The following is a 14192-nucleotide window of genomic DNA, read 5'->3' on the forward strand; positions in this document are numbered from 1 at the left end:
TACCAGGACTTCAGCATCACCCGACCCTCATTTCCCCCATCCTCGGGTTCTCCTTTCTGTCATCTGCAACCACCCCGCAACGGCTGCAGCCAATTTCAGCCAAACACCCAATCCAGACCCCTCGCAATCCCGCGCAAACACCCGAGAAAACCGCCGGAAAATCAGCGCGCAGCTCCCGAGGTTTTTTCCTTTATCTGTCACCGGAAACTGCGAATTTCTCAGTGCGACTTAACCACGGACCCCGCTTGCGAAGGTCGGCGGTGAGTCCTCCCAGTGTCATGCAAGACCCCTGAAAACCTGTGTTCACAACCATCGTTGAAAAGGAGATTCTTCATGTTCAAGCGCACTCTGATCGCAGCTTCCCTGACCGTCGCCGCGCTGGCTTCCGCTCAAGCCATGGCCGTTACCGGTGGTGGCGCTACTCTGCCAGCCGCTCTGTACAAAGGTTCGGCCGACAGCATCCTGCCTGCCAACTTCAGCTACGCCGCCGTGGGTAGCGGTGCCGGCAAGACTGCCTTCCTGACCAACGTCGCCACTGGCTTCGGCACTACCGGTACTGTGCACTTCGCCGGTAGCGACTCGGTACTCAGCGCTTCGGAAATCAGCACCTACAACACCAACTTTGGCGCTGCCTACGGCCCGCTGATCCAGCTGCCATCGGTTGCCACTTCGGTTGCCATCCCGTACAAAAAATCCGGTCAGACCGCGCTGAACCTGACCAGCGCTCAACTGTGCGACGCTTTCTCGGGCACCGTCACCACTTGGGGCGGCCTGCTGGGCACTGCTGACACCACCCCGATCCGCATCGTTTATCGCAACGTGTCCAGCGGTACTTCGGAAATCCTCACCCGTCACCTGAACGCTGTCTGCCCAACCAAGTTCACCACCAACTCGACGTTCGTCAACGCCCGTCCAGCCGGTTCCGCCCTGCCATCGAACTGGGTTGGCGTCGCCAACACTGCTGACGTGGCACCTGCTGTGGCCGCGGTTGACGGTTCGCTCGGCTATGTCGGTCCGGACGGTGTAGATGCCACCAGCAACGCGCTGGTTGCCCGCGTCAACAACGTTCAGCCAACTTCCGCCAACGTTGCGCTGGCACTGTCCTCGGTGACCCCACCTTCGACCGCTGCCCTGGCTGCCGACCCGACTCGCTGGTCGCCGGTGGTGGCTAACCCGGCCATCGGTTACAAGCTGGCGGCCTACACCAACTTCATCGTCGGTCAGTGCTACAAGGATGCAGCCGTGGCCAACGACGTGAAGGCTTTCCTGACCACGCACTACAACACCACCACCAACGACCTGGCGGTCAAGAACCACGGCTTCGTGACCGTGCCTGCCGCCTGGAAAACCAAGGTGTACGAAACGTTCGTCAGCAACGCTGCCGGCTACAACCTGGACATCAACAACACCAGCGTCTGCAACACCATCGGTCGTCCTTTGTAAGACGTTCGATTCAACCCGCAACACGAATGGCGGCCCTTCGGGGCTGCCATTTTTTTTGCCCGCACAAGTCGCCTGCGCCCCGCGAATACTCCGCCAACATGAAGTTTGTGTGACATCCGTTCGGTCGCGGGCCGCGCCAACTGCCTATGTCGTAACAGCAGGTTTTTGCAGGCCTGCGGCCTCGTGTGGCAACTCAAAAGGATCTCGTAGTGATGCTCGCTCGCCCATCCCGTCGTCGTAGCAACGCCCAGTCATTCAAGCGTGAACTCGCGGAGCCGGCGCTGTGGTTGCTCAAGCCGTTGGCACACGCCGTGGCGTTGTGTCTGGTGGCGGGCAGTGCGCAGGCGCAGACGGCGTTCAGCTCGGGCTGGTTTGCCGCCAAGGGCGCGGCACAGCAAGCAGCCGCTGCGCGTCCGAGCGTCGGTGGTTTGCCGGGAATGACCCCGCCGTTGGCGCAGCAGCAGAAAGCCAGTCAGCAGTTGCAGCGTTCGATCCAGACCCTGAACAACACCGTGGCTGCGATTGCCGCGCAACAGGCGGCCCAGGCCGCCGGACGTGCCACGGCGCTTGGCACTGTGCAAACGGTGCCGGATGGCTTGGGCGAGGGTGGCCTGAAGGTCGATAACAGCCTTACGCAAGGTTGGCAGAACGCCAAAGGCCCGCAACAGACTCAGGCCGACGGCAAGACCACGGTGAAGATCGAGCAGACTGCCGACAAGGCCATCCTCAACTGGGAAACCTTCAACGTCGGGCGTAACACCAGCGTCGAATTCGCCCAGCAGTCGGACTGGGCCGTGCTCAACCGGGTCAACGATCCGAATGCGCGCGCCAGTCAGATTCAAGGTCAGATCAAAGGTGACGGCACGGTGATGCTAATCAACCGTAACGGCATCGTGTTCAGCGGCAGCAGTCAGGTCAATGTGCGCAATCTGGTGGCGGCCGCCGCGAATATCACCGACATCCAGTTCCGAGAGCGTGGCCTGTATTTCGACAGCAACGGCACGCAGCCGACGTTCACCGAGGCCGCCGGCAAGGTGTTGGTGGAACGCGGTGCGAGCATCGCCACGCACAAACCGGCAGCGTCCACCGATGCTGGCGGTTATGCCTTGCTGCTCGGCAGCGAAGTGCAGAACGACGGCAGCATCAGCACCGCCAAGGGCCAGACCGTGCTGGCCGCCGGTGATCGCTTCTACATTCGCAAGGGTTCGGGCACCGAAGGCAATGCGCTGTCCACGACCTTCGGCAGCGAAGTCATTCCGGGCTTCAAGGCCGGCGTTGCTGCGGGCAAGGTCAGCAACAACGGCCTGATCCAGTCCGCCACCGGCGACATCACCCTGACCGGCCACGAAGTGGTGCAGAACGGCGTATTGCTCGCCAGCACTTCGGTGGCGACACGCGGCACGATTCATCTGAGCAACCCGAGCACCGACAGCAGCGGCAGCGTCGCGCTGGGGCAGGGCAGCGCGACGGCGATCATGCTCGACAGCAGCGACCTGACGGCGCTCGACAGCCAGCATGACGCCGCCCTGACCGGCGTCAGCGCGAACAACCGGATTCGTGGCGATCAGTCGCGCATCGAGATCCAGAGCGGCGGCAGCGTCGAGTTCCAGAACGGCTCGATCACTCTGGCCACCGGCGGCCAGGTCGCTGTCAGCGCACAGCGCCGCAGCCTGGTGCGTGACGGCGCGTTGATTGATGTGTCAGGTGCGGTTGGCGTCAACGTGGCGATGGAAAACAACAGCATCAAGATCAACGTGCAGGGCAACGAGCAGCGCGATGCGTCGGTCAACCGCGAGAAGGGCGCGCTCAACAGCAACGACATCTGGGTCGATGTGCGTGAGCTGGTGTACGTCCCGGCCGGCACCAACGGCTATGCCACGGATCGCTGGTACACGGCCGGTGGCTTGCTTGAAGTCGGCGGCTATCTCGGCACCCAGGGTCACAGCATCGGCGAGTGGATGGCCCAGGGCGGTACGGTGAGTTTTGCCGGCAATGACGTGGTCACCGAGAAGGGCTCGTTGATCAATCTGTCGGGCGGCACCCTGGATGTGCAGGGCGGCGAGATTCGCCAGAGCTGGCTGCGCGGCGCCGACGGCAAATTGTATGAAGTCTCCCGTGCCCCGGGGGATCTGCTCTACACCGGACTGTACAAAGGTTATGAAGACAGCAGCGAGCGCTGGGGCCAGACCCATTATTACTACAGTCCGCTGATCGCGCCGCGCTCGCGTTTCGAATCGGGTTACACCGTGGGACGCGACGCCGGGCAACTGGTGATCTCCACCGCCAACGCCGTGCTCGATGGGCAGATGCTCGGCGAGGTGTATCAGGGCGAGCGGCAGAACCAGGCGCCACAAGCGGTACTCGATGGTTACGACCAGAGCCAGAACGCACTGGCGCGTCGTGCGCAACTGATCATCGGCAGCTATGACCCGGCCTACGTGGCAGCGGCCAGTGGCCTGTTGTACTCGCTCAATCCCCTGCTTGATCAAGTGCAGATTGGCGGCCAGCGCCCAGTCACCGGCACTGACCCGGATCTGACCGGAGCCGTGGCGGACTCGCGCAAGGGCAAGCTGTTTCTTGATAACGATCAGCTCAACGGTTTCCGTCTCGGCGCGCTCAAGGTCGCGGCCCGGGACCAGATCGCTGTCGCTGGCGCGCTGGGTGTCGACAACGGTGGCGACATCACCCTGTATGCGCCGGATGTGCAGGTTGACGCCAACCTGAGTGCGCGCAGCGGCAGCTTGCATCTGGGCAACGTGCTCAACCAGTTCAACGGCACCGAGCGTACCGATACCCGGCTCACGGCGAAAACCGACAAGGTCACGCAAGTGGCGGTGGCCGCAGGCGTACACCTCGATACCCGTGGGGTGTGGAGCAATCTGCGCACCAATCCCGACGCCAGCGCCGGCCTTGGCGCTCTCAACGGTGGTCTGCTGTCGATCCGCAGCAGTGGCGATATCGACATTGCCTCTGACAGCCTGCTCGACGTTTCTTCGGGCGGCGCGCTGCTCGCCAACGCCAAGACCCGGGGCGGCAAGGGCGGCGATCTGACGCTGGAGTCCAGTGCGATTTCTGCACCGGGCCAATCGCATTTACGCCTGGAGGGTGAACTGCGTGGCTATGGCGTCACGGGTGGCGGCACGCTGACCGTGCAGGCCAACAAGATTCAAATCGGCCAGGCCGATACGTTGCCCGCGACCAACACGCTGCAACTGTCTGCGGACCTGTTCGGCAAGGGTTTCTCGGCTTACAACCTCATTGGCTTGAATGGCCTGGACGTCGCCGAAGGTACGGCGATTGATGTGACGATGCCGGTCTATCGCTATGCGGATTCGGCACCCAATCTGGCCAGCGGCGTCGATCCGCAATCGGCGCTGGAGCTGTGGACGCCGGCGCTGTACCAGGAGAATCCGACCAAGGGCGTCCTGACGCAGCGCGGCGGTGCCAGCCTGACGCTGCAAGGCGGGGCCAGTCTGATCAACCTGATCGATGCGGCCAACAGCCCGCTGACCATTGGCCGCGGCGCGCGCATCAGTGTCGATCCTGGCCAGAGCATCAAACTGCGCGGGGCCGGGCAGATCACCGTGGACGGCGAGCTCAATGCCTGGGGCGGCACGATCGACATTCGCCAGCAGCAATTGGGCTCGATCAAACCGGCCACCTCCGATCAAAAGGCTGACCCGAACGCACACAACCGTTCGATCTGGATCGGTGAACACGCGGTGCTCGACGTGGCCGGGCGGGCCAGCACTGCCGTCGATGCGTTGGGGCGCCGTTACGGTCAGGTCGGCAAGGGCGGCAGTATCATCCTTGGCGGCGAGATCGACGCGAAACTCGCCACGGCCACGGCGGCCGATGCCTACGTGATCGTGCGCCAAGGTGCGCGTCTGGACGCTTCCGGCAGCGAAGCGCTGCTCGACATCGCCGGTCAAGGCCCGACCCGCGTCGCCACGGACGGCGGGCGCATCAGCCTGAGTTCCTACAACGGCCTGTTCATCGACGGTGATCTGCGGGCAACGGCCGGTGGCGTCGGGGCGGCGGGCGGGCGTCTGGAGATCGCTCTGGAAACGCCGCTGTACGCCGACTCGGCGGATAACAGCGTACGAGCGCCGAGGGAGATGATCATCGGCCAAGGCATGTCTGAAGAGCGGCTCGCGGCGGATCTGCGACCGGGGCAGGGCGCCGCTGGCTTGCGCTATGGACAGGCGCGCTTGAGCGCCGATGGCCTGATGGCTGGCGGCTTCGATAATCTGAGCCTGTTGAGCAACGGTTTGCTGTCATTCGATGGCGACGTCAACTTGCACATGAACCAGAGTCTGAGCCTGTACGCCGGTGCGCTGTCGCTGGCTGAATCGGCGAAGGACACTGCGCGTGTCGACGTGAGCGCACCGTATCTGCGCTTGTCCGGTGTTGGCAGCTACTACGGCATCGTCGGTGCGATTCGGCCACGCTTGACGAATAACCCGACCACGCAGTTGTCGCAGGCGCAGTTCAACGCCTCGGCCGACATGCTGGATCTGGGCAATGGCCTGTCGTTCGGTACTCAGGGTTCGATTCTGCAACTCAAGGCGCCGGCCGCTGAATACAGCCGTCGGGCGTTCGGGCAGGTGAGTCTCGACAGCCGTGGCGATCTGCGTTTCCTGGCACCGACCGATGGCGCGCAGAAGTCGCGGTTGTGGACCCCGGGCGACTTGAACCTGAGCGCCGCGCAGATCTATCCCGCCAGTGGTGTTCAGGCCGAGGTGCGCGTCGGTTATCAGGGCGCCGTCCCGGTTTCCCAACACACCTTGCGCATCAGCGGCCACGGCGCGGCACCGGCAGCGATGCCGTATTCGGTGTTTGGCAGGCTGGAACTGTCAGCCGCTTACATCGAGCAGGGCGGCGTGCTTCGTGCGCCGCTCGGCATGATCACCCTGGGCGACGATTTGCTGACGACCACCCGCGAAGTTCGCTTGTTACCCGGCAGTGTGACCTCGGTCAGTGGCGCCGGACTGGTCATGCCTTATGGCGGCACCACCGACGGCATCGACTATCGCTATGACGGCAAGTCTGTGGAGTTGAACGGCATCACTGGCGAGACCGCTGGTGTGTCGATGCGCTCGCAATTGATCGATGTGCAGCCTGGCGCGTTGCTTGATCTGTCGGGGGGTGGTGACCTGCGTGGCGCCGGTTTCGTGTCCGGACGCGGCGGTTCCACCGATGCCCGGTTCAACCCGCTGGTGCGCAACGCCACCGACGGCACGTTCAGCCTGCCGGGGCTGGCGAGCAATCCGGTGTACGCCATCGTGCCGGGCAATCAAAGCATTTACGCACCGATGCTCGCCGAAGGCGGCGCGGTTGATCCGCGTATCGGCCAGCAAATCACGCTCGGTGCCGGTGTCCCGGGGTTGGCCGCTGGCACCTATACGCTGCTGCCTTCGACCTTTGCCCTTTTGCCCGGCGCGTTCCGGGTCGAGGTCAATGGCCAGGCGACGGCGGCAGCACCAGGAGCGGCGTTGGCGCTGCGCAATGGTTCATGGACCAGCAGCGGGCAGCTGTCGATCGCCAACACCGGTTTGCGCGACAGCCTCGCCAGTCAAGTCATCCTGACCTCCGCCGACGTGTTGCGTCGTTACTCGCAATACAACGAAACCAGTTTCACCCAGTTCATCCAGAGCGATGCGGCACGCCGCGGCGTACCACGCGCGCTGGCCCCCATGGACGGCAAAACGCTGGACTTGCGTCTGGTGGCCGGTGGCGAGCAGGACATCGCCTTGCAGTTCAACGGGCGCGCGCAATTCAATGCTGTCGAGGGAGGGCTGGTCGGCACGGCGGCGGTGCGCAGTGGTAACGCCCGCACCCGCTTCGAAATCCTCGGGGCCGGTCAGGCACCGACCCAGGATTTCGACGGCATTTCGCTGTACGCCGACACCCTCAACCAGTTGGGCGCCGCACGCTTGACCCTCGGTGCGTTGCCGACGGTGAACTACAACACCGCCGGCAACATCATCAACTTCACTGGCGACACCAGCGACATCGTGTTGCGTCAGGGGGCCGTTCTTTCGGCACCGGAAGTCTTGTTGCGCACCAACTCCGCGCAGGGCGCGATCACCATCGAAGCCGGTGCCGGTATCAACACGCTGGGGCGCGGCAACGTCGCTTACGACTCGACGGCCGGCTACATCTATCAGCCCGGTGCCGCGAGCCTGTTGGTGATGTCCAACGGCTGGACCAACGTGCTCGCTCCCGAGGCGGGCAGCAATGCTTTCGCCGCTGGCGACATCCGCATCGGCGTCTGCTCGACGGGGCTGTGCAGCAGCCCGACCCAGCTCTATTCCAACGGCAGTATTACCGCCGCCACCGACCGACAGTTCGAACTCGGCGAAGCGGTGCGCTTCGGCACGCGTCACCTGGCGCTGGCCGTCGGTGCGGTGAACGCCGGCAGTGCCGAAGCGCTGGCCGCTGCGGGTAACCGGGTGCCGGCCGGGCTGACCTTGAACCAGAACGTGCTGGATCGCCTGATGCGCGGTGATAGCCAATACGGTGCGCCCGCTCTGGAAACCCTGAGCCTGACCACCCGCGATGCCTTCAATCTGTACGGCAGCGTGACCCTCGACACCCTGGATCCGCAGACCGGACAGAGCAAATTGCAGAATCTGGTGCTCGCCACCCCGGCGATTTACGGGGCGGGCAATGCCAATGATGTGGCGACCATCCGTACCGCCAACCTGATCTGGAACGGCGCGACTCAGGATCCGGGCAGTGTGATCGCCGGTGGTGCCGGCACCGGCAGCGGCACGCTGGAGATTCAGGCTCAACGTATCGAACTGGGTTACGGCCCGATGCCGCAACCGAACGGGCTGGATCACAACGCCCGTCTGGCGCTGGGGTTTGCCAACGTCAACCTGACGGCGAGCGAACGCATTACCGCCAACCACAAGGGCAGTCTGGCGGTATATCAGGAACAGGGCGCTTACGATCCGCTCAAGGGCTACCTCTACAGCGGCGGCAACCTCAATCTGCGTACGCCGTTGCTTACCGGCGAAGCGGCGTCGGTCAACCTGCTCAAGGCTGGTAACAACCTGACGCTCAGCGGCACTGGCGCCGGCAATTCTGCCGCGGCGGATGCCCTGGGCGCCGAGTTGAATCTGCAAGCCGAGCGCATTGTGCTCGACAGTCGTATCGCGCTGGCCAGCGGCAAACTGGCGGTCACGGCCGAGCACGATCTGACCCTCGCCAACGGCGCGCAGCTGGACCTCGCCGGGCGCACCTTGCCGTTCAACGATGTCAGCAAGTACAGCTGGGGCGGCGACGTGTCGCTGTTGAGCCAAAGTGGCAATATCCGCCAGGCGCCCGGTTCGCGCATCGACCTGTCGGCGAAAAACAATCAGGCCGGCAACCTCAGTGCGGTCGCGTTGGCGAGCGCGGCGGGCATCGTCGACTTGCAGGGTGAAATTCGCGGTGGCAGCAGCGGCTATTACGACGCTGGCGGCACGCTCGTGCCGTACAAGTCCGGTGGCGTGGAGATTCGCGCCCAGCGTCTGGGCGCAGACGCGAGTGAACAGTTCGCCGCCCTCAATCAGCGTCTGAATGCCGGTCAGGTTTTCGGCAGTCGCAGCTTGCAGCTCAAACAAGGTGATCTGTTTATTGGCGACGGCATGAAGGCGAGCGAGGTCAATGTATCGGTGGACGCCGGCAAGCTGACGGTCGGTGGTCTGATCGATGCCAGTGGCGAGCGTGTCGGCAGCATTCGGCTGTCGGCCAGGGACGGTCTGACCCTGGCCGGCAACAGTGTGCTCGACGCCCATGGCCGCGTGTTGCGCGTCGACAGTTACGGCAAGATCATTGATGCGCCGAACCGCGCGATGGTCGAACTCAACTCCGGTGACGGCGTGTTGACCCTGGCTTCCGGCGCACGCATCGACCTGCGTCATGGTACCGATGCGGTACCGGGGTATCTGGCGGGGCAGCATGACCAGATGCTGCGTGGCACGCTGGAACTGAACGCACCGCGCCTGGGTGTCGGCGACATTGCCATTGATGCCAGCGGCACCCTGACTATTCAGGGCGCGCGTTCGATCGGCCTCAATGGCATGCGACGTTACACCGATGCTCGCGATGGGCTCGATCCGGCAGTCAGCGGTCGGCCTTATCAAGTGATCGATCAGGCCCTGTTCGAGCGTATCGATGGCGACAGCACTACGTTCATCAATGCCGCGCTGGGCAACACTGATCTGCTGCAACGCAAACTGGCGGGGCTGAACAATGCCACTTACGCCGATGCGTTCCATCTGCGTCCCGGGGTCGAGATCGCCAGTAAAACCGCCGATGGCGATCTGGTGGTGGAGGGCGACATCGATCTGTCCCGTTACCGCTATGCCAGCCTCAACCCGCACACGCAGAAAGTCGCCGGCGTCTACGGCTCGGGCGAGTCCGGCAGTCTGGTGATTCGCGCCGGCGGTAATCTCGATATCTACGGCAGCCTCAACGACGGCTTCGCGCCGCCACCGGAAACCGCTGACGATGCCGGCTGGAAACTGTTGCCGGGCGTGCAACCGTTCGGGGGCGACCTGATTGTGCCGGGCACCGGCGTGACGCTGGCTGAGGGTACGCAGTTCCCGTCGGGTACCACGCTGAACTACGACTTGCCGATCCAGGCCACCACGCTGGTCAGCGGCACGCTGTTGCCGGTTGAGGTGCAACTGGCCGCGCCTTATACCTTCAATGCCGGCACCGTGTTGGCGGGTTCCGTGCACGACGCATCGGGCAATCTGTTGTACGCCGCCGGAACGCTGCTCAGCGAAAACCTGACCTTGCCCGCCAACAGCCGTCTGGGCGCCGGCATTCGTTTGAACCGTAATACCGCCTTGCAGGCGATTAACTGGCCAAAAGGTGTACCGCTGCCGGGGGCGTTCGACGCCGATACCGGCAGCAACAAAAACCTGCTGTTGCGCGGTTCGCTGGCGCTGTTGCGCGGCTCGTTGATTCCGTCCATGACCAACGTGGTCCTGGCTGACGGCGCTGCCTTTGTCGAACTGCGTCCGTTGGCCGGGACACGCCAGGGCGCGAACTGGGCGTTGGCAAGCATGTTGCCGGCGGGCAGCTCGTCGTGGTCGATGCGCGTGGTGGCGGGCGCGGATTTGGGTGCGGCGGATAACCGTGCGGTGCAGCCGCTGACCCGCGAAGGCAACCTGCGTCTGGCGGACACTCATTACGGCGCCAAGGTGACGCAGGGCAATCCGAAACCGGTGTGGTCGGAGACCAATCAGTACGGCTTTCCGGCCTTTGAACCGGTGCCTGAAGAGTATCTGGTGCTGTGCGACATCGACCCCGGAGCCTGTGCACCGATGGCGCGCTGGACCTGGGCGCCGGGCAATATGTTCGGGTTCCAGGATTACGCGCCGATTCCCGAAGAGTATTTGGCCCTGTGCGACAGTTATCCGGAAGTCTGTGTCGAGAGCAATCCGGCGACCAGTGCGCGGATCCACAGCCAGATGTTCAGTGTGCTGCGCACCGGCACCGGGGATCTGGACCTGTTGGCGGCGGGTAACCTGAGCATGAATTCGCCGTTTGGCGTGTACACCGCCGGTACGCAGTCGAGCGATGTCGATGCACGTTTCAATCAAGTGCGCGGACGCCTGTCGGACGACGGATCAGTGCTGGGCAGCGCTGGTGCTGACTCCGAGAAGTGGGTCAACGGCGGCACCGAAAGCCTTTATCAGGCCTGGTACCCGCAAATGGGCGGCAACCTGACGGTCAGCGCTGGCGGTTCTGTTTCCGGTGACAGCCTGGGGCGTCGGGAGACCGCTACCGGTGGCACTTACCGGGAGCAGCAGTCGAGCGTGGCCGTGGGTAACTGGCTGTGGCGTCAGGGCACCGGCAGCAGCGATGTGCCGACCGCGTGGTGGATCAACTTCGGCAGCTACGCCAGTCAACCGCTGCCGGATGAAGGCGCCGACGCCGCGCCATACCTGGTGGGATTCACCGGTTTCGGCACGCTGGGTGGCGGCAACATCAGCCTGCGCGTCGGTGACGATGGCGGCATGCTCAGACCGCTGGGCGATTCCCGGGTCAATCTGCGCAGTCAGGGGCTGATTGTCGCCGTGGGCAGCACCGGCCGGGTCGGCAGCGATGGCCGTCTGGAGTTGACCGGTGGCGGCGACATGGATATTCGTATCGGCGGCACGCTCAATCCGTCACTGCAGGCCCGGGCGGGTGCGCTGGGTACCAGTCAGCCGAAGCACGACCTGCAAGGCGCCCTGATCAATCTGCGCGGCGCTGCGCAATTGACCGGCAGCGCGGTGGGCGGGATCAACCTGCAATACGGCGCGAACAAGTCAGTTCACGATGCCCGTGAAACCCGCGCGGCCGATCCGTTTACCTCGACCAGCAGCAATGCTTCCGGTGGCCTGGTGCTGATACCCGGTGACTCGGGCATGCGCATCAACACCCGGGGTGACCTGGTGCTGGGGGGCGCGGTGGACCCGGGCCGGGTGCAGTTGCAGAACGCCACGCCGCTGTTCGACAGCGACGGCACGGTCAGCAAGGGCGGGCTCCTCAGCGGTTTCTCGCTGTGGACTGCGCACACGGCCATCGATCTGTTCTCGGCCGGGGGCAACCTCACGCCGAGCACGCAATTGGCCGAAACCGATACCAACGGGCCACTCACCGGTCACAACACGTCGCCCACCGACAGCCGTTTCGTCTACCCGTCGATACTGCGTGCGGTGGCCGCACAAGGTTCGATCTATGCCGGGTCGTCGGCCACCTACGGGGTGGGCAATGAAGCGCCGGCGATGGGTTATTCGCTGCTGTTGGCACCTTCGACTGCCGGTCAGCTCGAGTTGCTGGCCGGTGATTCGATTTATGCCGGCGGCTATGCGATCAACCAGTCCGGTGCCAGCCCGTTGGCGATTGCCACACCGTTCGCCCCGGCGTTCAACGGGTTTGCCAGCAACAAGTCGCAAACTCCGTTCATCAGCAACAGCGGCAGCGATGGCGTCGCGGCCGATGCCAACAGGCGTTACCCGTTGTTCGCGTTCGGCAGTAACACCTATTCGGGTCTGAATGACGTGCAGGGGCCTGCGCGCTTCTATGCGTTGACCGGCGATCTGGTCGGCGTGCGCAGCGGCGAGACCCTGCGGGCGAGTGATTCGCTGCGTACCTGGTACGAAGCTGCCGGCCCGGTGTGGATGCTGGCCGGTCGCGACATCGTGGCGTCCGGCACCAACCTGGGCAGTCCGACGACGTCTGCCAAGGACGGGGTCGGCACCACCAAGGACACGATCTACTCCACCGGCAACCTGTTCGTGCATAACGATCCACGGGATGTTTCGAAGGTTTCAGCCGGGCGCGACATTCTGTACAGCAGCTTCGACATCGCCGGCCCCGGCACGCTGGAAGTCAATGCCGGGCGCAATATCCTCATGGAGGATCGCGCCAGTATCACCAGCACCGGGCCGCTGGCGCCAGGTGACAAGCGTGCCGGGGCAAACGTGGTGTTGCAGGCCGGGGTTGGTGTGCAGGGGCCGGATTATTCGCGGTTCATTGCCCGTTATCTGAATCCGCAGAACGTTGCCAATGTGGACGTGGCGCTCAGTGCGCAACCGGGCAAAGTGGTCAAGACCTACCTCGACGAGTTGCAGAGCTGGCTGAGCCTCGGCTACGGCTTCAGCGGCAATCAGGAGCAGGCGCAAGCGTTCTTTGCCGCGCTGCCGAGTTCCGCGCAGGCGATCTTCGCGCGGCAGGTGTACTTCGCCGAATTGCGCGCCGGCGGCCTGGAATACAACGACGTCGACGGCCCGCGCAAAGGCAGTTACCTGCGCGGTCGCAACGCCATCGCCGCGCTGTTCCCGACCACCGACGTGGCGGGCAATCCGCTCCGCTACGACGGCGACATCACGCTGTACGGTGGTGCCGGGGTCAAGACCCTGTTCGGCGGCGACATTCAGATGCTCACGCCGGGCGGCGGTCAGGTGTTCGGCATCGAAGGCGCGGCGCCACCGTCCACCGCCGGGATCATCACCCAGGGTTCGGGCAACATTCAGCTCTACTCGCAGGGCAGCATTCTGCTGGGGCAAAGCCGGATCATGACCACCTTCGGCGGCTCGATCCTCGGCTGGTCGGCAGAGGGCGACATCAACGCCGGTCGCGGCTCGAAAACCACGGTGGTCTACACCCCACCGAAACGCGTGTACGACACCTGGGGCAACGTAACCCTGTCGCCATCGGTGCCGAGCACTGGCGCGGGTATCGCCACACTCAACCCCATCGCCGAAGTGGCGCCGGGCGACATCGACCTGATTGCTCCGCTGGGCACCATCGATGCGGGGGAGGCGGGGATTCGTGTTTCGGGCAACGTCAACATCGCCGCGCTGACCGTGGTCAACGCCGCCAACATCGCGGTGCAGGGCAAGACCAGCGGCGTACCGGTGGTGGCGTCGGTGAACACTGGGGCGATCACCTCAGCCAGTTCGGCGGCGTCTTCGGCAACCCAGGCCGCTGAGGACGTGGCGCATCAGCAGCAAGCAGCGGCGCGGCAGAGCCAGGCATCGGTGTTCACCGTGCAGGTGCTGAGTTTCGGCAACGAGCAACTGGCGCCGAACCGCGATGGAGCAAGCCGTGCGCCGACGACCGGCTACAACCCGAACAGCCCGGTGCAGGTGCTGGGCGCCGGGGCGCTGGATGAACAGGCGAAACAGCAGTTGACCGAGGAGGAGCGGGGCCAACTGACGTTGTAAAAGACTCTCGTGTAGTACTTTGGGCGGCCT

2 protein-coding genes are annotated in these 14192 nt (G+C 64.1%); both read left to right on the forward strand.

Going from position 1 to position 14192, the window contains the following annotated elements; translation table 11 throughout:
• The first annotated feature begins 333 nt into the window (after positions 1-333).
• Positions 334-1443 carry a substrate-binding domain-containing protein gene (locus NTD85_RS23965; RefSeq protein ID WP_262143370.1) on the forward strand — a complete coding sequence of 370 codons (1110 nt, stop codon included), beginning with the start codon at positions 334-336 and terminating at the stop codon, positions 1441-1443.
• Positions 1444-1655: 212 nt separating this feature from the next.
• On the forward strand, positions 1656-14162 hold the full coding sequence (locus NTD85_RS23970) for a filamentous hemagglutinin family protein (protein WP_262143371.1): 12507 nt from the start codon (positions 1656-1658) through the stop codon (positions 14160-14162).
• Positions 14163-14192 lie beyond the last annotated feature (30 nt).

Origin of the sequence: Pseudomonas sp. 13B_3.2_Bac1 (genome assembly GCF_025466205.1) — a bacterium.
Classification (GTDB): Bacteria; Pseudomonadota; Gammaproteobacteria; order Pseudomonadales; family Pseudomonadaceae; genus Aquipseudomonas; species Aquipseudomonas fluorescens_H.

Coding starts and splice junctions, on each gene's coding strand:
- NTD85_RS23970 (WP_262143371.1), top strand. CDS start 1,656: ATGCTCGCTCGCCCATCCCGTCGTCGTAGCAACGCCCAGTCATTCAAG.
- NTD85_RS23965 (WP_262143370.1), top strand. CDS start 334: ATGTTCAAGCGCACTCTGATCGCAGCTTCCCTGACCGTCGCCGCGCTG.